General features: G+C 54.3%; 24 protein-coding genes, 2 tRNA genes and 1 pseudogene. 21 read left to right on the plus strand and 6 right to left on the minus strand.

Annotated features, from left to right (window positions below; all coding sequences use genetic code 11):
• Positions 1 to 3: 3 nt before the first annotated feature.
• The 5 genes from mlaD to murA all read left to right on the plus strand — a co-directional run bounded on the left by mlaD (position 4) and on the right by murA (position 3,178).
• The gene (mlaD, locus tag LAC65_RS01635; RefSeq protein ID WP_039382230.1) at positions 4 to 537 is read left to right on the plus strand and encodes an outer membrane lipid asymmetry maintenance protein MlaD; all 534 of its coding nucleotides are present in this window, start codon (positions 4 to 6) and stop codon (positions 535 to 537) included.
• A 19-nt stretch (positions 538 to 556) separates the two neighbouring features.
• Complete coding sequence (gene mlaC, locus LAC65_RS01640; protein ID WP_039382232.1) at positions 557 to 1,195, plus strand: phospholipid-binding protein MlaC; 639 nt, start codon at positions 557 to 559, stop codon at positions 1,193 to 1,195.
• Positions 1,195 to 1,500, plus strand: coding sequence for a lipid asymmetry maintenance protein MlaB (gene mlaB, locus LAC65_RS01645; protein WP_039382234.1), 306 nt, complete (start codon positions 1,195 to 1,197; stop codon positions 1,498 to 1,500). The genes mlaC and mlaB overlap by 1 nt, the downstream gene beginning before the upstream one ends.
• Positions 1,501 to 1,614: 114 nt before the next feature.
• Positions 1,615 to 1,872: a BolA family iron metabolism protein IbaG gene (gene ibaG, locus LAC65_RS01650; RefSeq protein WP_039382236.1), complete on the plus strand. Its 258-nt coding sequence runs from the start codon at positions 1,615 to 1,617 to the stop codon at positions 1,870 to 1,872.
• Positions 1,873 to 1,918: 46 nt separating this feature from the next.
• Positions 1,919 to 3,178 (plus strand): UDP-N-acetylglucosamine 1-carboxyvinyltransferase, encoded by a 1,260-nt coding sequence (gene murA, locus LAC65_RS01655; RefSeq protein ID WP_039382238.1) that lies wholly within the window; start codon positions 1,919 to 1,921, stop codon positions 3,176 to 3,178.
• An 87-nt stretch (positions 3,179 to 3,265) separates the two neighbouring features.
• Here the strand turns inward: murA and LAC65_RS01660 are convergent.
• Both LAC65_RS01660 and ispB read right to left on the minus strand, forming a co-directional pair.
• A pseudogene (locus LAC65_RS01660) lies at positions 3,266 to 3,526 on the minus strand (helix-turn-helix domain-containing protein); the annotation flags it as partial.
• A gap of 226 nt (positions 3,527 to 3,752) precedes the next feature.
• A complete protein-coding gene (gene ispB / locus LAC65_RS01665) occupies positions 3,753 to 4,724 on the minus strand; it encodes an octaprenyl diphosphate synthase (protein WP_039382243.1) in 972 nt (323 codons plus the stop codon).
• Between the two features lie 254 nt (positions 4,725 to 4,978).
• On the opposite strand from ispB, the gene rplU reads away from it, so the two are divergent.
• The 3 genes from rplU (at position 4,979) to cgtA (ending at position 6,987) form a co-directional block, all read left to right on the plus strand.
• On the plus strand, positions 4,979 to 5,290 hold the full coding sequence (rplU, locus tag LAC65_RS01670; protein WP_039382246.1) for a 50S ribosomal protein L21: 312 nt from the start codon (positions 4,979 to 4,981) through the stop codon (positions 5,288 to 5,290).
• A 15-nt stretch (positions 5,291 to 5,305) separates the two neighbouring features.
• Positions 5,306 to 5,563: a 50S ribosomal protein L27 gene (gene rpmA / locus LAC65_RS01675; RefSeq protein WP_039382249.1), complete on the plus strand. Its 258-nt coding sequence runs from the start codon at positions 5,306 to 5,308 to the stop codon at positions 5,561 to 5,563.
• A 248-nt stretch (positions 5,564 to 5,811) separates the two neighbouring features.
• Entirely contained in the window at positions 5,812 to 6,987 is a 1,176-nt protein-coding gene (gene cgtA / locus LAC65_RS01680; RefSeq protein WP_039382251.1) for an Obg family GTPase CgtA, read from the plus strand.
• A 45-nt stretch (positions 6,988 to 7,032) separates the two neighbouring features.
• On the opposite strand, the gene pmrB is transcribed toward cgtA, so the two are convergent.
• From pmrB to dacB, 3 genes are read right to left on the minus strand one after another with little or no spacing between them, the layout of a single operon-like run.
• Positions 7,033 to 8,094 carry a two-component system sensor histidine kinase PmrB gene (gene pmrB / locus LAC65_RS01685; protein ID WP_039382254.1) on the minus strand — a complete coding sequence of 354 codons (1,062 nt, stop codon included), beginning with the start codon at positions 8,092 to 8,094 and terminating at the stop codon, positions 7,033 to 7,035.
• The gene (gene pmrA / locus LAC65_RS01690) at positions 8,091 to 8,753 is read right to left on the minus strand and encodes a two-component system response regulator PmrA (RefSeq protein ID WP_039382256.1); all 663 of its coding nucleotides are present in this window, start codon (positions 8,751 to 8,753) and stop codon (positions 8,091 to 8,093) included. The genes pmrB and pmrA overlap by 4 nt, the downstream gene beginning before the upstream one ends.
• A complete protein-coding gene (gene dacB / locus LAC65_RS01695; RefSeq protein WP_039382258.1) occupies positions 8,753 to 10,186 on the minus strand; it encodes a serine-type D-Ala-D-Ala carboxypeptidase in 1,434 nt (477 codons plus the stop codon). The genes pmrA and dacB overlap by 1 nt, the downstream gene beginning before the upstream one ends.
• Before the next feature lie 246 nt (positions 10,187 to 10,432).
• Here dacB and greA point away from each other — a divergent pair, with 246 nt between their 5' ends.
• Positions 10,433 to 10,909 (plus strand): transcription elongation factor GreA, encoded by a 477-nt coding sequence (greA, locus tag LAC65_RS01700; protein ID WP_039382260.1) that lies wholly within the window; start codon positions 10,433 to 10,435, stop codon positions 10,907 to 10,909.
• Positions 10,910 to 11,030: 121 nt separating this feature from the next.
• On the opposite strand, the gene yhbY is transcribed toward greA, so the two are convergent.
• Positions 11,031 to 11,324 carry a ribosome assembly RNA-binding protein YhbY gene (yhbY, locus tag LAC65_RS01705; protein ID WP_039382264.1) on the minus strand — a complete coding sequence of 98 codons (294 nt, stop codon included), beginning with the start codon at positions 11,322 to 11,324 and terminating at the stop codon, positions 11,031 to 11,033.
• A gap of 126 nt (positions 11,325 to 11,450) precedes the next feature.
• Between yhbY and rlmE the strand changes: the two genes are divergently transcribed.
• The 12 genes from rlmE (at position 11,451) to truB (ending at position 23,576) form a co-directional block, all read left to right on the plus strand.
• Complete coding sequence (gene rlmE / locus LAC65_RS01710) at positions 11,451 to 12,080, plus strand: 23S rRNA (uridine(2552)-2'-O)-methyltransferase RlmE (protein WP_039382266.1); 630 nt, start codon at positions 11,451 to 11,453, stop codon at positions 12,078 to 12,080.
• A gap of 173 nt (positions 12,081 to 12,253) precedes the next feature.
• On the plus strand, positions 12,254 to 14,182 hold the full coding sequence (gene ftsH, locus LAC65_RS01715; protein WP_039382268.1) for an ATP-dependent zinc metalloprotease FtsH: 1,929 nt from the start codon (positions 12,254 to 12,256) through the stop codon (positions 14,180 to 14,182).
• Between the two features lie 82 nt (positions 14,183 to 14,264).
• Positions 14,265 to 15,098, plus strand: coding sequence for a dihydropteroate synthase (folP, locus tag LAC65_RS01720; RefSeq protein ID WP_039382270.1), 834 nt, complete (start codon positions 14,265 to 14,267; stop codon positions 15,096 to 15,098).
• Positions 15,099 to 15,103: 5 nt separating this feature from the next.
• Positions 15,104 to 16,438, plus strand: coding sequence for a phosphoglucosamine mutase (gene glmM / locus LAC65_RS01725; RefSeq protein WP_039382272.1), 1,335 nt, complete (start codon positions 15,104 to 15,106; stop codon positions 16,436 to 16,438).
• 216 nt (positions 16,439 to 16,654) lie between these two features.
• Entirely contained in the window at positions 16,655 to 16,990 is a 336-nt protein-coding gene (secG, locus tag LAC65_RS01730) for a preprotein translocase subunit SecG (protein ID WP_039382274.1), read from the plus strand.
• A gap of 53 nt (positions 16,991 to 17,043) precedes the next feature.
• A tRNA-Leu gene (locus LAC65_RS01735) sits at positions 17,044 to 17,130 on the plus strand.
• A 59-nt stretch (positions 17,131 to 17,189) separates the two neighbouring features.
• A tRNA-Met gene (locus tag LAC65_RS01740) sits at positions 17,190 to 17,266 on the plus strand.
• A gap of 213 nt (positions 17,267 to 17,479) precedes the next feature.
• A complete protein-coding gene (gene rimP / locus LAC65_RS01745) occupies positions 17,480 to 17,932 on the plus strand; it encodes a ribosome maturation factor RimP (protein ID WP_039382276.1) in 453 nt (150 codons plus the stop codon).
• Between the two features lie 24 nt (positions 17,933 to 17,956).
• A complete protein-coding gene (nusA, locus tag LAC65_RS01750; RefSeq protein ID WP_039382278.1) occupies positions 17,957 to 19,444 on the plus strand; it encodes a transcription termination factor NusA in 1,488 nt (495 codons plus the stop codon).
• 17 nt (positions 19,445 to 19,461) lie between these two features.
• Positions 19,462 to 22,158: a translation initiation factor IF-2 gene (infB, locus tag LAC65_RS01755; RefSeq protein WP_039382280.1), complete on the plus strand. Its 2,697-nt coding sequence runs from the start codon at positions 19,462 to 19,464 to the stop codon at positions 22,156 to 22,158.
• 66 nt (positions 22,159 to 22,224) lie between these two features.
• Positions 22,225 to 22,632, plus strand: a complete 408-nt coding sequence (gene rbfA / locus LAC65_RS01760; protein ID WP_039382283.1) for a 30S ribosome-binding factor RbfA — start codon at positions 22,225 to 22,227, stop codon at positions 22,630 to 22,632.
• Positions 22,632 to 23,576: a tRNA pseudouridine(55) synthase TruB gene (gene truB / locus LAC65_RS01765; protein ID WP_039382285.1), complete on the plus strand. Its 945-nt coding sequence runs from the start codon at positions 22,632 to 22,634 to the stop codon at positions 23,574 to 23,576. The genes rbfA and truB overlap by 1 nt, the downstream gene beginning before the upstream one ends.
• Positions 23,577 to 23,631: the final 55 nt, after the last annotated feature.

Consider the following 23,631-nt stretch of genomic DNA (forward strand, 5'->3'; position numbering starts at 1 on the left):
GCAATGCAAAGCAAGAAAAATGAAATTTGGGTAGGGGTATTTATGCTGGCGGCGCTGGTGGCGCTGCTGTTTCTCAGTCTGCGCGTGGCCGATCTCAAATCGTTGGGCACCGAGCCCACGTGGAAGCTCTACGCTACCTTTGACAATATTGGCGGCCTGAAAATCAGTTCACCTGTGAAAATTGGCGGCGTCGTCATTGGCCGCGTAACGGATATTTCACTGGATGAGAAAAGCCTGTCGCCGCGCGTGACCATGGATATCAGCGAACAGTATGTCGACAAAATCCCGGATACCAGTTCTCTGGCTATTCGTACGCAGGGTTTGCTGGGCGAACAGTTTCTGGCGCTGAATCTGGGCTTTGACGATCCGGATCTCGGTTCAGCTATGCTGAAAGATGGCGGAACGTTGCGCGACACCAAATCTGCTCTGGTGCTTGAGGATTTGATTGGTCAGTTCCTTTACAAAAGCGGCGACGGCAGCAAAGAGAATCAGTCACAGGATGGCGAGCGTGCACCTGCGCCTGCCACAACGGAATAATCCAGAGAGGTAAAACACGATGTTGAAACGTTTTCTGATGGTTGCCCTGCTGGCAATCGCTCCCCTGGCCGCCACAGCAGCGGATACGGATCAGAGCAACCCGTATAAGCTGATGAATGAAGCCGCAGCCAAAACTTTTACCCGGCTGAAAAATGAACAGCCGAAAATCAAGCAGGATCCCAACTATCTGCGCGATATTGTGCGCCAGGAGCTGCTGCCCTATGTGCAGATTAAATATGCCGGCGCGCTGGTTTTAGGCCGTTACTATCGTGAAGCGACGCCGGCACAGCGCGACGCCTACTTTGCCGCATTCGGTGACTACCTGGCCCAGGCTTACGGGCAGGCGCTGGCGCTGTATCACGGTCAGACTTACCAGATTCAGCCGGAAAAACCGCTGGGCGATGCCAATATTGTGGCTATTCGCGTCACCATTGTTGATCCTAACGGCCGTCCGCCGGTGCGTCTCGATTTTCAGTGGCGTAAAAACAGCCAGAGCGGAAAATGGCAGGCTTACGATATGATTGCCGAAGGGATCAGTATGATCACCACCAAGCAGAATGAGTGGAGCGATCTGCTGCGCACTAAAGGCATTGATGGCCTGACTGCACAGCTGAAAACCTATGCGGCACAACCTATTACACTGGATAAACAGCAATAATGAGTGAATCGTTACGCTGGCAGCGCAGTACTGATACGCTGGTACTGAGCGGCAAGCTTGACCGGGATACGCTGCTGACACTATGGCAGCAGCGTGAAACGGTTATGCAGAATATAAACGTCATTGATGTGGCGGCTCTGGAGCGGGTCGATTCGGCCGGGCTGGCGCTGCTGGTGCATCTGCGCGAGATGGTACGCGCGCAGGGAAGTACGCCGCTGTTCACGGGTGTGACAGATAAACTCCATTCTCTTATTACGCTTTATAATCTTCAGCAGATTATTGTTTCTGCGGAGAAAAGCGTCTGATCTGACGGCTGAAAAACTAGGCCCCTGATGCGTTCAGGGGCTTTTGCATATTTAAGACTCAGCCGCTTTCCTCTAAGATATCCGCCTTATTATTATCAAGTGAAGTTATAAACCATGGAAAATAGTGAAGTTCAGGCAGTCCTGATGCAGGCGCTGTCATTAGATGAAGTCCACGTGATGAGCAACGACGGCAGCCATTTCCAGGTGATCGCCGTGGGCGAAATGTTTGGCGAACTGAGCCGGGTAAAAAAACAGCAGGCTGTTTATGCGCCGCTGATGGAATACATTGCGGATAATCGCATTCATGCGGTTTCCATCAAGACTTATACTCCCGCCGAGTGGGCTCGCGACCGTAAACTTAACGGATTCTGAGTACCAGTCTGGTTGTTTTGTTGATAGATAATTGAGAGCCGTGTTAATGGACAAATTTCGTGTGCAAGGCCCCACCCGCTTAAGTGGTGAAGTGACCATTTCCGGCGCAAAAAATGCAGCGCTGCCGATTCTGTTTGCCGCGCTGCTGGCAGAAGAGCCGGTAGAAATTCAGAATGTCCCGCAGCTGCGTGATATTGATACCACCATGAAGCTGCTGAGCCTGCTGGGTGCACGCACAGAGCGTAACGGTTCGGTGCATGTTGATGCGCGCGAAGTTAACGTCTTCAGCGCTCCTTACGATCTGGTTAAAACGATGCGTGCTTCTATCTGGGCGCTCGGGCCGCTGGTGGCACGATTTGGTCAGGGTCAGGTATCACTGCCGGGCGGCTGCGCGATTGGTGCCCGTCCGGTCGATCTGCATATCACTGGTCTGGAACAGCTCGGCGCGGAAATTAAGCTGGAAGAGGGCTATGTTAAAGCCTCAGTCAATGGCCGCCTGAAAGGCGCGCACATCGTCATGGATAAAGTCAGCGTCGGCGCTACCGTAACCATTATGAGTGCGGCAACGCTGGCAACCGGCACCACGGTAATCGAGAACGCGGCGCGCGAGCCGGAGATTGTTGATACGGCAAACTTCCTCAATACGCTGGGTGCAAAAATTTCTGGCGCAGGCACGGACAAAATTACGATTGAAGGTGTGGAACGTCTGGGTGGCGGTGTCTATCGCGTGCTGCCGGATCGTATCGAAACCGGCACCTTCCTTGTGGCTGCGGCTATCTCGCGCGGCAAAGTCATCTGCCGCAATGCACAGCCGGATACGCTGGATGCGGTACTGGCTAAACTGCGCGACGCGGGTGCAGAGATTGAAACCGGTGATGACTGGATTAGTCTTGATATGCACGGCAAGCGGCCAAAAGCGGTGAATATCCGCACTGCACCGCATCCGGGTTTTCCAACCGATATGCAGGCGCAGTTCACTCTGCTGAATCTGCTGGCGGAAGGCACGGGCGTGATCACAGAAACCATCTTTGAAAACCGCTTTATGCACATCCCGGAACTGATCCGTATGGGTGCGCATGCGGAAATCGAGAGCAACACGGCGATTTGTCACGGTGTGGAAACGCTCTCGGGTGCACAGGTTATGGCGACCGATTTACGTGCTTCGGCGAGTCTGGTACTGGCAGGCTGTATTGCTGAAGGCACTACGGTTGTTGACCGGATTTACCACATCGATCGCGGCTATGAGCATATCGAAGATAAGCTCAAAGCGATGGGCGCGAACATTGAGCGTATCAGCGGCGAATAAGCCAGTCAGTATGATGGACCAGAACCAGTCACAGCAGCGTGGCTGGTTTTTTTTTATTTTTTTTTCCGGGATCTTTTTCAGACTATCGGGCGATCGGATCCGCTTTTTGCGATCCAGCAGAAGCAGGGTGTCAGGATCGTAATAGCGGCTTGGCCAGATTTCTGCCGGATGTACCTCAAGCGCCATAGCGATAAGCCACTCGCCTTTGGGCCAGGGGCGTGACAGCGCATTGGCGAGCGTTGAGGAGCAAAGTCCTGACGCACGTGACAGAGCCGCCAGTGAAGTACCACGTTTGCGTAGCGCTGCGATAATATCTGCAGGATGCCAATCCTCTTTCCTTGTCTGCATAACTTGTTCTCCATATCCATGTAATGCGTAATCGCTGCTGTGGCAGTGAAGGGTAAAACTGGAAATTAACGGCTCTATATAGCAAAAAGGTTCCATTAATTTCCAGTAATTGTTACACCCAGGTAGCAAAATCTGGCGGGTATTCGCAAAAAGCGTGCAAACTTATGCAAACGGCGCAGGAAACGGCGGGAAAATAAAAAACGGAGCCGGGCGGCTCCGTCCGGGATTAAAAGTCGCGCTGCACTGACATATGCGCCAGCGCTTCAAGCGCAGTACGCCACGGACTCTCAGGCAGCAGCTGTAGCGCAGCAATCGCTTTATCCGCTTCTTCTTCAGCGCGTTTGCGCGTCCATTCCAGTGAACCCGTCTGCTGCATAGCGGCCAGCACCGGCTCCAGCAAATGGCGTCCGTTGCCTTCCTCAATCGCGCTGCGGATCATAGCGGCCTGCTCGGGGGTGCCATGATGCATGGCATGCAGCAGGGGCAGCGTCGGTTTCCCTTCGCTGAGATCGTCACCGGTATTTTTACCCAGCGTCTCGCCATCTGCGCTGTAGTCGAGCAAATCGTCAATTAACTGGAAAGCGGTGCCAAGGTAGCGACCATAATCCTGCAGCGCTTTCTCCTGAGCAGGCGAAGCCTCTGCCAGAATCGCTGAGGCCTGAGAAGCAGCCTCAAACAGACGCGCCGTTTTACTGTAGATCACGCGCATGTAGCTCTCTTCAGTGATGTCAGGATCGTTACAGTTCATCAGCTGCAGCACTTCGCCTTCTGCGATCACATTCACCGCTTCTGACATCAGCGCGAGGATCTTTAAGGATCCGAGGCTGGTCATCATCTGAAAAGCGCGCGTATAGATAAAATCACCTACCAGCACGCTGGCGGCATTACCAAACGCCGCATTCGCAGTCGCTTTGCCGCGACGCATGTCAGACTCATCCACCACATCATCATGCAGCAGCGTTGCCGTGTGGATAAATTCAATCAGTGCTGCGTTCGTAACATGCAGCGAACCCTGATAGTTGAGCGCACGCGCTGAAAGCACGGCAATCATCGGACGAATGCGTTTACCTCCGCCGCTGACAATGTAGTAGCCCAACTGGTTGATCAGTGAGACATCTGAATTCAGCTGGTCGAGGATGGTCTGGTTGACGGCCGCCATGTCCTGCGCGGTTAGTTCGTTAATTTGTTCTAGGTTCATTCGTCTGTTCAGCTTTGACTCGTTTTTTGCATGGTAGGCGCTTTTACCCAGCGTGAGTTCAGGTAATCTGTTACTGATTGTACTTGAAAATTCAGGATGAGAAACGGTTGCATTCACTCTGCGCTTTTTTTCTGCAGGAGAGTGCAAAGTGCGCTTGTTTTCTGCTGGATATTTGCGTAGAATTCGCGCCCTATTGTGAATATTATCGCGCCGCCTGATTACACAGAAAGGCAAGCGCAGAAGCGGAGTTTTATATGTACGCGGTTTTCCAAAGTGGTGGTAAACAACACCGAGTAAGCGAAGGTCAGACCGTTCGCCTGGAAAAGCTGGACATCGCAACCGGCGAAACCATTGAGTTCGACCAGGTTCTGATGATTGCAAATGGCGAAGACGTGAAAATCGGCGCGCCACTGGTTTCAGGCGGAATGATCAAGGCAGAAGTTGTTGCTCACGGTCGCGGCGAAAAAATCAAGATTGTTAAGTTTCGTCGTCGTAAACACTACCGTAAGCAAGCTGGTCACCGTCAGTGGTTCACTGATGTGAAAATCACGACGATCAGCGCGTAAGAGGAGATCTGACAAATGGCACATAAGAAGGCTGGTGGTTCGACCCGTAACGGTCGCGACTCCAACGCAAAACGTCTGGGTGTTAAGCGTTTCGGTGGTGAATCTGTTCTGGCAGGTAGCATCATCGTTCGTCAGCGTGGCACCAAGTTCCACGCCGGTACCAATGTAGGCTGTGGTCGTGACCACACCCTGTTTGCTACCACAGACGGCAAAGTTAAATTCGAAGTGAAAGGCCCGAACAACCGCAAATATATCAGCATCGTTGCTGAGTAAGGTTGTCGTGCTGCAGACGATAATCGTCTGAACACACGAAGGAAAGGCCCCGCAGCTTTGCGGGGCTTTTTACATTCTGCCGCCGGTTATCGAATCCCCGCTAACTGAGCTGCGCGGTTTGTTGTACACTTTCTGTACATCTCATATTACCAGATTTGCATTATCCGCCGCCGGTCAGCACAGAAGACCCTGGCGGACCCGTCTGCCGCTCTCTGCAGCGACAGACGACAGTGTGACGGAGAAATAGAATGAAGTTTGTTGATGAAGCGACGATCCTTGTGGTCGCAGGCGATGGCGGCAACGGTTGCGTTAGCTTCCGCCGCGAGAAATATATTCCTAAAGGCGGCCCGGACGGCGGTGACGGCGGTGATGGCGGTGACGTCTATCTGCTGGCAGATGAAAACCTCAATACCCTGATCGATTATCGCTTTGAAAAAGCGTTCCGCGCTGAGCGCGGTCAGAATGGTCAGAGCCGCGACTGCACCGGCAAACGTGGTAAAGATGTCACCATCAAAGTGCCGGTCGGTACGCGCATAATCGATCAGGGCACCGGTGAAACGCTGGGCGATATGACGCGCCATGAGCAGAAGCTGATGGTAGCGAAAGGCGGCTGGCACGGTCTTGGTAACACGCGTTTTAAATCCTCGGTTAACCGCACCCCGCGCCAGAAAACCATGGGTACGCCAGGCGAGAAACGCGATCTGCAGCTGGAGCTGATGCTGCTGGCCGATGTCGGCATGCTGGGTCTGCCGAATGCGGGTAAATCGACCTTTATTCGCGCCGTCTCTGCAGCGAAGCCAAAAGTGGCGGACTATCCGTTTACCACGCTGGTTCCCAGCCTGGGCGTTGTGCGCATGGACAGCGAAAAAAGCTTTGTCGTGGCCGATATCCCGGGGCTGATTGAAGGCGCAGCGGAAGGCGCCGGGCTGGGCATTCGCTTCCTGAAGCATCTTGAGCGCTGTCGCGTCCTGCTGCACCTGATCGACATTGCGCCTATCGACGAAACCGATCCGGTTGAAAACGCCCGCATCATTCTTGGCGAGCTGGAAAAATATAGCGAGAAGCTCTATCAGAAGCCGCGCTGGCTGGTGTTTAACAAAACTGACCTGCTGAGTCAGGAAGAAGCTGAAAGCCGCGCTAAAGCGATTGCAGAGGCGCTCGGCTGGGATGACAAATATTATCTTATCTCTGCCGCCAGCCGTACCGGCGTGAATGAACTCTGCTGGGATGTGATGAGCTTTATCATTGCTAATCCTAAAGAAGCAGAACTGGAAGAGAAGCAGCCTGAGAAGGTCGCGTTCATGTGGGATGATTACCATCGTGAAGCGCTGGAGACCGCTCAGGAAGTGGAAGAAGATGATGACTGGGATGACGACTGGGATGATGAAGACGACGAAGGCGTCGAAATTATCTATCAGCGTTAATCGCAGCTAAAAGCGGCCTTCGGGCCGCTTTTTTTATCTGCAGAGCTAGCCGTTGAGCTGATACGGCAGCGTACAGCGGGCAATCAGTCCGCTGCGGTCTTCACGGTTTTCCAGCGTCAGCGTACCGCGGTGCATTTGTACAATACGCAGCACAATATTCAGACCCAGTCCGCTGCCGCCGTAGCGCTGATCGCGACGGCGAAAGGCCTGGGTTAACTCCTCTGCGGCTCCGGCATCAATACCCGGCCCTTCATCCCATACTTCTGCCGTTACCTGCTGCGCATCCCGGTATAGCTTAACCTGCACCTCGCTGTTTTCCGGGCTATAGCGCGAGGCGTTCTCCAGCAAATTGCGCAGCATCAGGCGCAACAGCACCGCTTCGCCCTGCTGCGGGATATCACTCCCCTCTGGCCAGCGCAGCCGCTGCTGACGCTGTAGCAGCAGCTCGTCCATCTCTGGTTTCAGCGGCTGCATGATATCCTGCAGCCACCACAGCTGCTGATAGTGTCCGCCCGCCAGCGCCTGGCCGGCACGTGACAGCATGAGCAGCTGCTCTACGGTGTGCATCAGCTGATCGATACGGCTAATCAGCATTTCACTCTGCGGCACCTGCTGCTGCTGCAGCAGTTCCAGATGCAGCCGCAGCCCGGCGAGGGGCGTACGCAGTTCATGGGCAGCATCGGCAGTAAAAAGCCGCTCCTGCTGCAGCGTGTGGTCCAGACGGGAAAACAGCTGATTTATCGCGCCGGTGACGGCAACAATTTCATCCATATCCGCATACACCGGCAGGGGAGTGAGGTTGTCGGCGGAACGATGCGCCAGGCTATCCTGCAGCAGCTTAAGCGGGCGAATAATCCAGTTAATCGCCCAGAACGAGAGCAGCAGCGTCAGGCATACCATCACCAGTGAGGGCAGTAGCAGCGAAGCGATCGCTTCGCGGATCTCATTCTCAACCCGCTGATTGCGCGCCTGAGCCGAAAGCGTCTCATTGACAAGAAAGCTGATCTGCTCCCGGCTCTCGTGCCAGAGCCAGATCACGCTCATGACCTGACAGATAAGCAGGATCAGCGCCAGCATGATCAGTAAGCGCTGCCGCATACTGTTCATTCGCGCAGTTCCAGCCGGTAACCCACACCGCGAACCGTTTTAATCCGATCTTTTCCCAGCTTGCGGCGCAGGTTATGTATATGTACTTCCAGCGTGTTCGATCCGGGATCGTCGTTCCAGCTATAGAGATCCTGCTGCAGCGTTTCACGATGCACATTTTGTCCGATGCGCATCAGCAGGCGCGTCAGCAGCGCAAATTCTTTGGGCGTAATATCCACCGACTGATTCTCGAGCAGCACCTGCTGCGTGCTGAGATTGAGCGTCAGATCGCCCTGTTGCAGCTGGTTATCGCTGTGACCCTGATAGCGGCGGATCAGCGCCCGAACCCGCGCCTGCAGTTCTGCCAGTGCAAAAGGCTTGATCAGATAATCATCCGCGCCGGCATCCAGGCCCTCCACGCGATCCTCCAGCGCATCACGCGCCGTAAGGATCAGCACCGGGATCGCAACGCCCTCGCGCCGCCACTGGCGCAGCAGCGAAGCGCCGTCGCGATCCGGCAGGCCAAGATCCAGCACGATCAGCGTATACTGACCGCTGCGCAATAGCGCATTACTCTCTGCGGCGCTGCTGGCGCAATCTGTTGCATAACCCTTAGCGCCCAGCGCCTGTGCCAGGCCCGATTGCAGCAGCGCATCATCTTCAACAATCAACAATTTCATTAGTTGTTCTTGTTAATGTCCGTGTAGAGGCGGCTTTCAAAGCGAACCAGCGGAATACGCCGCGTTTTCTGATTTTCCGGGGGCACGGCATAGCCTGACAGAAACTGCACAAAGGCAACGCGCGCACCGCTGGACGTGGTAATAAACCCTGCCAGATTATAGACGCCCTGCAGAGAACCGGTTTTTGCTGAGACTTTGCCATCGAGGCCCGCTTCATGGAGCCCGCCACGGTACTGCAGCGTGCCGTCGTAGCCGGCCAGTGGCAGCATAGAGATATAGTCGAGCGTGGCGTCGTTTTTAGCAATGTACTGCAGCACCTGCATCATTGTCTCTGGCGAGATCAAATCGTGACGCGACAGGCCGGAACCATCAACCTGAATGCTGTTGCCCATATCAATACCCGCTTTTTCGCGCAGAATACGACGCACGGCGTCAGAGGCGGCACGAAACGTACCCGGCACGTTAAAGTAGTGATGGCCGATGGTGCGGAACACGGTGTCCGCAATCATGTTGTCCGACTTTTTCAGCATCATGCGCAGTAGCGTATGCAGCGGCGCGGATTGGGTCGAGGCGAGCACGGTACCCGGCGACGTAACCTGCGTCTGGCGTACCAGATGACCGCTATAATCAATATCAGCCGCACGCAGCATCCCTTTCAGGATTTCACCTGACCAGGCGGCATCATCCTGAACCGCAAAGGCGAGCGGCAGCGGTTCTGCCCGCTGGCGCATACAGCCTGTCAGCGTATAGCGGTTAAGCTCACCAGGCACCACATCCAGCTCGCAGTACTGACCTTCGCCGCTGTTAGGGGCAAGCGTCCGGACCTGGCTGAACATATGGGCCGGATAGTAAGACGCAATACGCACAAAGGCGGTTTCACCAGCGGTTTTGCCACTGTAAAGCGAAACCGAGAAACAGTTTTTGTCGACAATCGCCGCGCCAGGTGGTGCGCTGAAGCACTGGGTCAGATCGTTCCATGGCCAGCCGGGAGCCATATCGTGGCTGGCAAATACGGAGGTATCAATCACCAGGTTGCCTTTGATGTGCGTGATACCCTGCTGCTTCAGCGCGGCGACCATATTGCGCAGATTCTGCCTGCTCAGCGTAGGATCGCCGCCAAAGCGGGCCACCAGATCGCCGTTCAGCGTGCCGTCGGTAATAGCACCGCGTGTCTCAAGCGTGGTCTGAAAGCGGAAGTCGGGTCCCAGCTCCAGAAGTGCCGCCAGCGCCGTGATCACTTTCATGGTGCTGGCCGGTAAAGCCATCTGTTTTCCGTGGTAGTCAATAATAGGGGTTGATGCGCCCACTTTCTGTACCATCAGCGCCAGGTTCGCGCCGTCAGGTAAATACTGCATGTATTCTTCAACGGGGGCCGCTTGTGCCTGCAGCATTACCGCGCAGGTTAATCCGGTAACAAGTCGTGAAAATCGCATAATCTCGCGGTAACTGACGGATGGGGCGTCAATACTACGTCCCCTGGCAGGGCAAAGTAAACGATGACCCACAGGGAACTCTGGGGTAAAATACGTATCAAAATGCAAAACCGATCCCTGACCCGGAAAGCTTTCCGGGTCAGGGTTCTTTTGCTTTTGAAAAGGGGCCGTGTGCCGCAGAAGCGATTATTCTGCTGTCACCAGTCAGGATGACACCGTTAACCAGGATAGAGACGAGGAGCCAAAATGAATCAGATTCCGATGACGTTACAAGGCGCTGAGAAGCTGCGTGAAGAGCTGAACGAACTGAAAACCGTAAAGCGTCCGCGCATCATCGCCTCCATCGCTGAAGCTCGTGAGCATGGCGACCTGAAAGAGAACGCCGAGTACCATGCTGCGCGTGAAGAGCAGGGGTTTTGCGAAGGGCGTATTCAGGAGATTGAAGCTAAACTTTCTAATGCGCAGGTGATCGACATCACATCTATGCCAAAAACCGGTCGCGTCATTTTCGGTGCCACGGTAACTGTGCTGAATGTAGATACCGACGAAGAGTTTACTTACCGCATTGTGGGTGACGATGAAGCAGATTTTAAACAAAATCTGATCTCAGTTAACTCGCCAATGGCGCGTGGTCTGGTGGGCAAAGAGGCCGATGACGTAGCCATTGTGAAAACGCCAGGCGGTGACGTGGAGTATGAAGTGCTGAAGGTTGAATATCTGTAAGCACCCGCTGCTGTTATGCCGGGCAGAATGTAAAGAAAGGAAAAAGGCCGCATGGCGGCCTTTTATCGCATGCGTGAGCGTGGCACTTTCTCTGCCCGCTGCGCCGCGCTTAGTATAGAGCTTAACGAGGCAGCGTGATTTTGCGCTCTTTCGCCGGGCGGTACAGCACCAGCACATTGCCGATAACCTGCACATTGCTGGCCTTGGTTTCACGCACAATGGCCTCGACGATCAGCTGCTTGGTTTCGCGATCTTCTGAGGCAATTTTCACCTTAATCAGTTCGTGATGGTCAAGCGCCTGTTCGATTTCGGCGAGCACGCCTTCAGTAAGGCCGTTGCCGCCCAGCATGACCACCGGCTTCAGTGGGTGGGCCAGGCCTTTCAGGTGCTGTTTTTGTTTGGTACTCAGATTCATCGTATTTTTTGCTTACTCAGGGATTGAAAACGGGTCATTCTACCGCCATCTCGGGTATATCGCCAAATCATCGCTACCCATTGCGCGCTGATTTATCGCTACGATGACGATTTAACTGGAAAAATTATGACGGGTAAAAAGCGTTCGGCCAGTTCCAGTCGCTGGCTTCAGGAACACTTTAGCGATAAATATGTGCTTCAGGCACAGAAAAAAGGGCTGCGTTCGCGCGCCTGGTTTAAACTTGATGAAATTCAGCAGGGTGACAAGCTGTTTAAACCCGGTATGACCGTGGTGGACTTAGGCGCGGCACCCGGCGGCTGGTCACAATATGTGGTACAGCAGATTGGCAATAGCGGGCGGGTGATTGCCTGCGACCTGCTGCCGATGGATCCGATTGTCGGCGTGGATTTTATGCAGGGTGACTTCCGTGACGAGGCCGTGCTGAAAGCGCTGCTTGAGCGGGTAGGGGACCAGAAAGTTCAGGTGGTGATGTCAGATATGGCACCCAACATGAGCGGTACGCCAGCTGTGGATATTCCTCGTTCAATGTATTTAGTTGAACTGGCGCTGGAAATGTGTCGGGATGTACTGGCTCCCGGCGGCAGTTTTGTTGTGAAAGTGTTTCAGGGAGATGGCTTCGATGAATACCTCCGGGAAATTCGCTCCCTATTTACGAAAGTGAAAATTCGTAAGCCAGACGCTTCGCGGTTACGTTCACGTGAAGTGTATATTGTGGCGACAGGGCGCAAACTGTAGGCCCGAATACCGGCGTCAAAGCAAGCTGAATAGTGCGTTTATCCCGGCCTGATTCTGAGTTTCAGGGTAAACCAGCAAATTCATCCATGCTGCGATTCCAGGTATGAAGGATATATAGTACCCTACGCTGTCTGTTAACACCGTTGTAATATGAGGTTAATCCCTTGAGTGACATGGCGAAAAACCTGATTCTCTGGTTAGTCATCGCGGTCGTGCTGATGTCAGTATTCCAGAGCTTTGGGCCCAGCGAGTCGAATGGCCGTAGGGTTGATTATTCAACCTTCCTGTCGGAAGTGAACCAGGATCAGGTCCGCGAGGCACGTATTAACGGGCGTGAAATTAACGTAACCAAAAAAGACAGTAATAAATATACCACCTACATTCCTGTCAACGATCCCAAGTTACTCGATAACCTGCTGACCAAAAACGTCAAAGTAGTGGGTGAACCGCCTGAAGAGCCAAGCCTGCTGGCTTCTATCTTCATTTCCTGGTTCCCGATGTTGCTGCTGATTGGCGTATGGATCTTCTTTATGCGTCAGATGCAGGGCGGCGGCGGTAAGGGCGCGATGTCCTTCGGCAAAAGCAAAGCCCGCATGCTGACGGAAGACCAGATTAAGACCACCTTTGCCGACGTCGCTGGCTGTGATGAAGCGAAAGAAGAGGTAGGTGAGCTGGTAGAGTATCTGCGTGAACCAAGCCGTTTCCAGAAGCTGGGCGGTAAAATCCCGAAAGGCGTCCTGATGGTGGGCCCGCCGGGTACAGGTAAAACGCTGCTGGCTAAAGCTATCGCCGGCGAAGCGAAAGTGCCTTTCTTCACTATTTCCGGTTCCGATTTCGTAGAAATGTTTGTCGGCGTGGGCGCATCCCGCGTGCGTGACATGTTCGAACAGGCGAAAAAAGCTGCGCCGTGCATCATCTTTATCGATGAGATCGATGCGGTAGGACGTCAGCGTGGTGCCGGTTTAGGCGGTGGTCACGATGAGCGTGAGCAGACGCTGAACCAGATGCTGGTTGAGATGGATGGTTTTGAAGGCAATGAAGGCATTATTGTTATCGCCGCAACCAACCGTCCGGATGTACTCGACCCTGCGCTGCTGCGTCCGGGCCGTTTTGACCGTCAGGTTGTCGTTGGCCTGCCGGACGTGCGCGGTCGTGAACAGATCCTGAAAGTGCATATGCGCCGTGTGCCGCTGGCAACCGACATCGATGCTGCTATTATCGCACGCGGTACACCGGGCTTCTCGGGAGCTGACCTGGCAAACCTGGTCAACGAAGCCGCACTCTTTGCCGCTCGTGGCAACAAGCGCGTAGTGTCGATGGTCGAGTTCGAAAAAGCCAAAGACAAAATCATGATGGGTGCAGAACGCCGCTCCATGGTGATGACGGAAGCGCAGAAAGAGTCAACCGCTTACCATGAAGCCGGGCATGCGATTATCGGCCGTCTGGTGCCAGAACACGATCCGGTACATAAAGTTACGATCATTCCGCGCGGTCGTGCGCTGGGCGTGACGTTCTTCCTGCCGGAAGGTGATGCTATCAGCGCCAGCCGTCAGAAGCTGGAAAGTCAGATCTCCACGCTCTATGGCGGTCGTCTGGCTGAAGAGATCATCTACGGCGCAGAACATGTCTCTACCGGTGCATCTAACGACATCAAAGTGGCGACCAATCTGGCTCGTAACATGGTGACGCAGTGGGGCTTCTCAGAGAAGCTTGGCCCGCTGCTCTATGCGGAAGAAGAGGGTGAAGTGTTCCTTGGCCGTTCCGTAGCGAAAGCCAAGCATATGTCAGATGAGACTGCGCGCATCATCGATCAGGAAGTTAAACACCTGATCGACAGCAACTATCAGCGTGCACGTCGTATTCTGGGCGAGAACATGGATATTCTTCATGCGATGAAAGATGCGCTGATGAAGTATGAAACCATTGATGCTCCGCAGATTGATGACCTGATGGCGCGCCGCGATGTGCGACCGCCAGCTGGCTGGGAAGATCCCGGCAGCAACAACTCTGACAGCAACGGTACGCCAAAGGCGCCACGTCCGGTTGATGAACCGCGTACGCCGAATCCGGGTAATACCATGTCTGAGCAGTTCAATAAATAAGAGGCCATCACCTCAGCAAAAACCCCGGCCAGTCCGGGGTTTTTTACATTTAACGTTTGACCACTTCAGGACCATACCTGCCATGAAACTCCACGCGCGTGATTCCTTTCTCGATCTCTCCTTCCCCCATGTAATGGGTATTCTGAACGTAACGCCCGACTCCTTTTCTGACGGCGGCGCGCATAACTCTCTGGTAAACGCACTGACGCATACCAATGAGATGGTAAATGCCGGCGCGACAATCATCGATGTCGGCGGCGAGTCGACCCGGCCCGGAGCGGACGAGGTCAGCGTTGAGGAGGAGCTGGAGCGGGTTATCCCGGTCGTGGAGGCCATTGCACAGCGGTTTGAAGTCTGGATCTCAGTAGATACCTCAAAGCCTGACGTCATCCGTGAAGCAGCGAGAGCGGGTGCTCACATCATCAATGATATTCGCTCGCTTTCAGAGCCTGGCGCGCTCGATGCGGCGGCAGAGAGCGGTTTACCGGTTTGTCTGATGCATATGCAGGGTGAACCCCGCACCATGCAGCAGACACCCACGTATAACAATGTGATCAGCGAAGTGGACGCTTACTTCGCTGCGCAAATTGCGCGCTGTGAGGCGGCGGGCATCAAAAAAGCGCAACTGCTGCTCGACCCGGGCTTTGGTTTCGGTAAGAATCTCAGCCATAACTATGAGCTGCTGGCCCACCTGAGCCATTTTCATCATTACGGCTTACCGCTGCTGGTGGGAATGTCGCGTAAATCGATGATTGGTCAGCTGCTTAATGTCGGCCCGGCACAGCGTCTTACCGGCAGCCTGAGCTGCGCAGTCATTGCTGCGATGCAGGGCGCCCAGATTATTCGCGTGCATGATGTGAAAGAGACAGTTGAAGCGATGCGCATCGTGGAAGCGACCCAGAGAGCAAAAGGATAACAGGCATGAGTGAGCGTAAATATTTTGGTACAGATGGCATCCGCGGCAAAGTAGGCGAAGCGCCGATTACGCCCGATTTTGTACTGAAGCTGGGTTTTGCCGCAGGCAAAGTGCTGGCGCGTTCAGGTTCAAGAAAAGTACTGATTGGCAAAGACACGCGCATTTCTGGCTATATGCTGGAGTCGGCGCTCGAAGCGGGGCTGGCAGCAGCAGGCCTCTCGGCAGCTTTTACCGGACCGATGCCAACCCCGGCAATCGCCTACCTGACGCGAACGTTTCGTGCGGAAGCGGGGATCGTGATCTCCGCCTCTCACAATCCGTTTGATGATAACGGCATTAAATTTTTCTCAGCCGAAGGCACCAAGCTGCCGGATGATGTGGAAGAAGCGATTGAGCGCGAGCTGGAAAAACCGCTGACCTGCGTGGAATCTGCTGAACTGGGGCGTGCCAGCCGTATCGTGGATGCCGCCGGTCGCTATATTGAATTCTGTAAAGGCACTTTCCCCGGCGAGCTGAGTCTCAACGGTCTGAAAATTGTGGTCGATTGCGCGAATGGTGCCACCTATCACATCGCCCCTAACGTGCTGCGTGAGCTGGGTGCGCAGGTCATCGCGATTGGCGTGCAGCCGGACGGCATGAACATCAACAAGGAGTGCGGAGCGACTGACCTGCGTCAGCTGCAGCAGCGCGTCCTGGAAGAGCAGGCTAACCTTGGTCTCGCCTATGACGGAGATGGCGATCGCATCATGATGGTGGATCATCTGGGACAGAAAGTGGATGGCGACCAGATTCTCTATATCATTGCGCGCGAAGCGCTGCGTCAGGGACAGCTGCGCGGCGGCGTGGTCGGGACGCTGATGAGTAATATGGGGCTGGAGCTGGCCCTGAAACAGCTGGGCATTCCGTTCACCCGTGCCAAAGTGGGCGACCGCTACGTACTGGAAAAAATGCAGGAGAAAGGCTGGCGCATGGGGGCTGAGAACTCCGGGCACGTTATTCTGCTGGATAAAATCAGTACCGGCGACGGAATTGTAGCCAGTTTGCAAGTGCTTACTGCCATAGTGCGCAACCACATGAGTCTGCACGATCTGTGCAGCGGTATGAAAATGCTGCCGCAAATCCTGGTTAACGTGCGCTTTACCGGCAGCCACGATCCGCTGGAGAGTGAAAGAGTGAAAGCTGCGGCTGCCGAAGCAGAGCAGGCGCTGGCAGGGCGCGGGCGGGTACTGCTGCGTAAATCAGGCACGGAGCCGCTGATCCGCGTGATGGTGGAAGGCGAAGATGAAGCGCAGGTAACCGCGCTGGCGCATAATATTGCCGCAGCGGTAAAAGCAGTTTAAACCCGGCCAGGCGGTAGGCGGGATGCCTTTTCGCCTGGTAAATCATCATGCTGGCGCTTTTTTCTGCAATTGAATTTTATGGCTAAAATTGCACTTGCAGAGCCAGGCGCCTTTGGTTAGTATTCACACCCGCTTCTGATGGGTAATGACGAGACTACCCGTCTGTATTGGTTGAAGCTTTAACTGTGCGGTTACGCGCAAGGAAACAGGTTGATTATGTACGAAGCTCTGTTAGTTGTTTTCCTTATTGTGGCGATTGGCCTGGTTGGTCTGATCATGCTGCAGCAAGGCAAAGGCGCTGATATGGGAGCCTCATTCGGTGCAGGCGCTTCCGGTACGCTGTTTGGTTCAAACGGGTCAGGTAACTTTATGACACGTATGACCGCGATACTGGCTTCGCTGTTCTTCATTATCAGTCTGATTCTGGGTAACCTGAACAGCAATAAGACTTCCAAAGGAAGCGAGTGGGAAAACCTCACTGCGCCAGCTCAGTCTGAACAGCAGACTCAGCCAGCTAAACCGGCAACCCCGGGCAATGATATCCCGCAGTAAGCAGTAAATCGTCAACGCTTAAGCGACTATACTATCGTCGCAGTCAGTGCAGTACCGAGGTGGTGAAATTGGTAGACACGCTACCTTGAGGTGGTAGTGCTCGAAAGGGCTTACGGGTTCAAGTCCCGTCCTCGGTACCAATTCTCAGTAAAACTTGCTATTTTCGCAAGATCGGCGTAATATTCGCCACGTTTTCGGACGCGGGGTGGAGCAGCCTGGTAGCTCGTCGGGCTCATAACCCGAAGGTCGTCGGTTCAAATCCGGCCCCCGCAACCACTTTCCCTTAGAGTTCTTTTTCAAATATACTGTATGCATCGACGGACGCACTATCAGTGAGTTTTTGAAAAAAATTCTTCTGGATTGTGCGCCGAAGCCGCACTGCGGCATACAGGGTCCAGTCATAAAAAGCCCCGATTTTTCGGGGTTTTTTGTTATCAGGAAATCGTAACACTGGGCTTTAGGCCCTTTTTTTATGTCTTGGGGGTGGGCTTGTCCACATTAGAGCAAAAATTGACAGAGTTGATCTCTGCTCCGGTAGAAGCGCTTGGCTACGAACTGGTCGGTATTGAATTCGTTCGTGGTCGCACATCAACCTTGCGCATCTATATTGATAGCGAAGAGGGTATCAATGTTGATGATTGCGCCGATGTTAGCCACCAGGTGAGCGCTGTGATGGATGTGGAAGATCCAATTACGGTGGCTTACAACCTTGAAGTTTCCTCGCCGGGTCTCGATCGTCCACTTTTCACTGCAGAACACTATGCGCGCTTTGCGGGTGAGGAAGTCAGCCTGGTCCTGCGGATGGCGGTACAGAACCGTCGCAAATGGCAGGGCATCATCAAGTCGGTGGAAGGCGAGATGATCACTGTGACCGTCGAGGGTAACGATGAAGTGTTCGCACTGAGCAATATTCAGAAAGCGAACCTGGTCCCCCACTTTTAAAAGTCCGGATTGAGGCTAACCAGGATGAATAAAGAAATCTTAGCTGTAGTAGAAGCCGTTTCTAATGAAAAAGCTCTGCCGCGTGAGAAAATCTTCGAAGCGCTGGAGAGCGCTTTGGCCACTGCGACCAAAAAGAAGTATGAGCAGGAAATCGACGTGCGCGTCAGTATCGATCGTCGCAGCGGCGATTTCGACACGTTCCGTCGTTGGGTAATCGTTGATGAAGTTACTCAGCCTACGCGTGAAATCACGCTGGACGCGGCTCGCTTCGAAGATGAAGCGCTCAATCTGGGCGATTACGTTGAAGATCAGATTGAATCTGTCACCTTTGACCGTATCACTACACAGACTGCGAAGCAGGTTATCGTTCAGAAAGTACGTGAAGCTGAGCGCGCAATGGTTGTGGACCAGTTCCGCGAGCAGCAAGGCGACATCATCACCGGTCAGGTGAAGAAAGTGAATCGCGACAACATCACGCTGGACCTGGGCAGCAACGCCGAGGCGGTGATCGTACGTGAAGATATGCTGCCACGTGAGAACTTCCGTCCGGGCGACCGTATTCGCGGCGTGCTGTATGCCGTGCGTCCTGAAGCGCGTGGTGCTCAGCTGTTTGTTACCCGTTCCAAACCTGAAATGCTGATCGAACTGTTCCGCATTGAGGTGCCGGAAATTGGTGAAGAAGTTATCGAAATTAAAGCGGCTGCCCGCGATCCGGGTTCACGCGCTAAAATTGCGGTAAAAACCAACGATAAACGTATCGATCCGGTAGGTGCCTGCGTCGGTATGCGCGGCGCACGCGTGCAGGCTGTTTCCAGTGAACTGGGCGGCGAGCGTATCGATATCGTGCTGTGGGATGATAATCCGGCACAGTTTGTAATTAACGCCATGGCGCCTGCCGATGTGGCGTCAATCGTGGTGGATGAAGATAATCACACCATGGATATCGCTGTTGAGGCCGGTAATCTGGCTCAGGCGATCGGCCGTAATGGCCAAAACGTGCGTCTGGCTTCCCAGCTGAGCGGCTGGGAGCTGAACGTGATGACCGTCGACGATCTGCAGGCTAAGCATCAGGCTGAAGCCCACGCAGCAATCGATATGTTCACGAAACATCTCGACATCGACGAAGAGTTCGCCACCATACTGGTGGAAGAGGGCTTCTCTTCGCTGGAAGAACTGGCCTATGTGCCAATGAACGAGCTGCTGGAAATTGACGGCCTCGACGAAGAGACCATTGAAGCCCTGCGTGAACGAGCCAAAAATGCGTTAACCACCCTGGCATTAGCGAAAGAAGAAAGCCTTGGTAATCAGGAGCCCGCTGAGGACTTGCTGAATCTTGAAGGCCTGGATCGTGCGCTGGCCTATCGCCTGGCGTCAAAAGGCGTTTGCACGCTGGAAGATCTCGCTGAGCAAGGTGTTGACGATCTGACAGATATTGAAGGGCTGGATGATGAGAAGGCCGGTGCGCTGATTATGGCTGCACGTAATATCTGCTGGTTCGGCGATGACGCGTAATAACAGGAAGGAACAGCATGACAGATGTAACCGTAAAATCGCTGGCCGCCGAAATTCAGACTCCGGTCGATCGCCTGGTACAGCAATTTGCTGATGCGGGGATCCCTAAGTCTGAAAACGACGCGGTGTCCCAGCAAGAGAAAGAGACCTTACTGTCCCACCTGAACCGTGAGCACGGTCAAACCAGTTCAGGTAAACTGACGTTGCAGCGCAAAACGCGCAGCACCTTGAATATTCCGGGCACCGGGGGTAAAAGTAAATCGGTGCAAATTGAAGTTCGCAAAAAGCGCACATATGTGAAGGGTGATGCAGAGGCTGAGCAGCAGGCTCAGGCAGAAGCGGAAGCTGAGGCACAGCGCGTAGCGGAAGAGCAGGCGCGTCGCGAGGCGGAAGAACAAGCCCGTCGCGAGGCTGAATTAAAAGCGCAACGTGAAGCCGAAGATAAAGCCAGGCGCGAAGCCGCTGACAAGGCTAAGCGTGAAGCAGCGGAAAAAGATAAAGTGACAAACCAACCTACCGATGAAGTGACCAAGGCTGCGCAGTCTGATAAAGCCCGTCGCGAAGCTGAAGCGGCTGAACTGAAGCGTAAAGCTGAAGAAGAAGCCCGTCGTAAGCTCGAAGAGAGCGCACGCCGCGTAGCGGAAGAAGCACGCCGCCTGGCAGAAGAGAAAGGCGCTGAGTGGGACAAACCTGAGGAAGAAGATAAAGGTGACTATCACGTCACAACTTCAACTCATGCCCGTCAGGCAGAAGACGAAAACGATCGTCAGGTTGAAGCGGGTCGTGCACGTGCACGCACCACGGCTAAAGCCACGCGTCCTGCCAAAAAAGGCAACAAGCACTCCGAAGCTAAAACCGATCGTGAAGAAGCGCGTGCGCAGGTTCGCGGTGGTAAAGGCGGTAAGCATCGCAAACCTAGCGCACTGCAGCAGGGCTTTAACAAGCCAGCGCAGGCCGTTAACCGCGACGTGATTATCGGCGAAACCATCACCGTAGCTGAACTGGCGAACAAGATGGCAGTGAAAGGTTCACTGGTCATCAAAGCGATGATGAAGATGGGCGCGATGGCGACTATCAACCAGGTTATCGACCAGGAAACTGCACAGCTGGTCGCGGAAGAGATGGGTCATAAAGTGATCCTGCGCCGCGAGAACGAGCTGGAAGAAGCGGTAATGGACGATCGTGATACTGATGCAGTGCAGGAGAGCCGTGCGCCGGTCGTGACCATCATGGGTCACGTTGACCACGGTAAAACCTCCCTGCTGGATTACATCCGCTCAACCAAAGTCGCCTCTGGCGAAGCGGGTGGTATTACCCAGCACATCGGTGCCTATCACGTTGAAACCGAAAACGGCATGGTCACCTTCCTGGATACCCCGGGACACGCCGCGTTTACCGCAATGCGTGCTCGCGGTGCGCAGGCAACGGATATCGTTATCCTGGTCGTTGCTGCGGATGATGGCGTGATGCCACAGACCGTCGAAGCGATTCAACACGCAAAAGCGGCCGGCGTACCGGTTGTGGTTGCAGTGAACAAGTGCGACAAACCAGAAGCCGATCCGGACCGCGTGAAGAACGAGCTGACTCAGTACGGCATCATTCCGGAAGAGTGGGGCGGCGAAAACATGTTCGTCAACGTTTCTGCGAAAGCGGGTACCGGTATCGACGATCTGCTGAACGCCATTCTGCTGCAGGCGGAAGTGCTTGAGCTGACCGCTATTCGTGAAGGTATGGCAAGCGGTGTGGTTATCGAATCCTTCCTGGATAAAGGTCGTGGTCCGGTCGCTACCGTGCTGGTACGTGAAGGTACGCTGAACAAAGGCGATATCGTACTGTGTGGCTTCGAGTATGGCCGCGTACGTGCGATGCGTGACGAACTGGGACGCGAAGTACAGGAAGCAGGCCCATCGATTCCGGTTGAGATCCTGGGTCTCTCTGGCGTACCGGCAGCGGGTGATGAAGCGACTGTGGTCCGTGACGAGAAGAAAGCGCGTGAAGTTGCTCTCTATCGTCAGGGTAAATTCCGCGAAGTGAAACTGGCGCGTCAGCAGAAGTCGAAGCTGGAAAACATGTTTGCGAACATGACTGAAGGCGAAGTCTCAGAGCTGAACATCGTTCTGAAGTCTGACGTACAGGGCTCGGTAGAAGCGATCTCCGATTCGCTGCTGAAACTCTCCACCGACGAAGTGAAGGTGAAGATTATCGGTTCTGGCGTGGGCGGTATCACCGAAACCGACGCTACGCTGGCGGCCGCTTCCAATGCGATCATCCTCGGCTTTAACGTCCGTGCTGACGCTTCTGCGCGTCGCGTGATTGATGCTGAAAACGTCGACCTGCGTTACTACTCCGTCATCTATAATCTGATTGACGAAGTAAAAGCTGCGATGAGCGGTATGCTGGCGCCGGAATTCAAACAGCAGATCATCGGTCTGGCCGAAGTACGTGATGTGTTTAAATCACCGAAATTTGGCGCGATCGCGGGCTGTATGGTTACCGAAGGCAACATCAAGCGTCACAACCCAATTCGTGTCCTGCGCGACAACGTGGTTATCTATGAAGGCGAGCTGGAATCCCTGCGTCGCTTCAAAGATGACGTCAACGAAGTGCGTAACGGCATGGAGTGTGGTATCGGTGTGAAGAACTACAACGACGTTCGCGTTGGCGATATGATCGAAGTGTTCGAAATCATTGAAATTAAACGCACCATCGCATAATTCACTTATCGATGTACTGCAATTTGGGAGGCCACTGGCCTCCCGAATTATTTGGGAGATATCATTATGGCGAAAGAATTTGGTCGCCCGCAGCGGGTTTCTCAGGAGCTGCAAAAAGAGATCGCGATTATTCTGCAGCGTGAAATCAAAGATCCGCGTCTGGGTATGATGGTGACGGTCTCTGGCGTTGAAGTGTCGCGCGATCTGGCCTATGCCAAAGTATTTGTGACTTTCCTGAACGATCAGGATGAAGAAGCGGTAAAAAATGGTCTGAAAGCGCTGAAAGAGGCGTCAGGCTACATCCGCATTCTGCTGGGCAAAGCGATGCGTCTGCGCATTGTGCCGGAGCTGACCTTCTTCTATGACAACTCACTGATTGAAGGGATGCGCATGTCAAATCTGGTCTCTAACGTGATCAGAAACGATGCAGAACGGCGCGGTGAAACCCCGGCGGAAGATGACAAGGAGGACTGATGAGTCGTCCTCGTCGTCGCGGCCGCGACGTACACGGTGTCTTCCTGCTGGATAAGCATCAGGGCGCGTCGTCCAATGATGTGCTGCAAAAAGTTAAGCGCCTGTTTAATGCTAACAAAGCGGGTCATACCGGTGCGCTGGATCCCCTTGCCACCGGTATGCTGCCGGTTTGTCTGGGCGAGGCCACCAAGTTTTCGCAGTATCTGCTCGACTCTGATAAGCGTTATCGCGTTATCGCCCGGCTGGGCGAACGTACCGATACTTCAGACGCAGATGGCAACATTGTGGAAACCCGCCCGGTGACCTTCAGCCAGCCTGAGCTGGATGCGGCGCTGGAGAGTTTTCGCGGTGATACGATGCAGGTGCCGACTATGTTCTCGGCGCTGAAATATCAGGGTCGCAAGCTCTATGAGTATGCGCGCGAAGGCGTTACCGTGCCGCGTGAAGCCCGACCCATCACCGTATTTGAGCTGCAGTTTATTCGCCATGAAGGTGATGAGCTGGAGCTGGAGATCCACGTCTCCAAAGGCACCTATATTCGTACTATCATCGACGATCTGGGTGAGAAGCTGGGCTGTGGCGCGCATGTCATTATGCTGCGTCGTCTGCAGGTCGCACGCTACCCGATTGCACGAATGATGACGCTGGAGCAGCTGCAGGCGGTGGCAGCAGAAGCCACCGCGGCTGAAACGCCTGACTACAGCGCGCTCGATGCGCTGCTGCTGCCAATGGACAGCCCGGCGGAAGATTTTCCGGTGGTCAATCTGCCCGTTACGGTTGCCGCCAGCTTTAAGCAGGGTATGCCGGTCCAGGCTGCGGATACGCCGGCAGCAGGTCTGGTAAGGGTCACGGAAGGTGAGGCACAAAAATTCATCGGTATGGCTGAAATCGCCGCCGATGGACGGGTAGCGCCACGCCGGCTGGTGGTGGAGTTTCCTGGCTGACCGTGCTGCTCATCTTTGCTGCAACAGCGCATTTGCGTTGCCTGCGGGCGCAGAG

The organism is Pantoea eucrina (genome assembly GCF_020079945.1).
GTDB classification, from domain to species: Bacteria; Pseudomonadota; Gammaproteobacteria; order Enterobacterales; family Enterobacteriaceae; genus Pantoea; species Pantoea eucrina.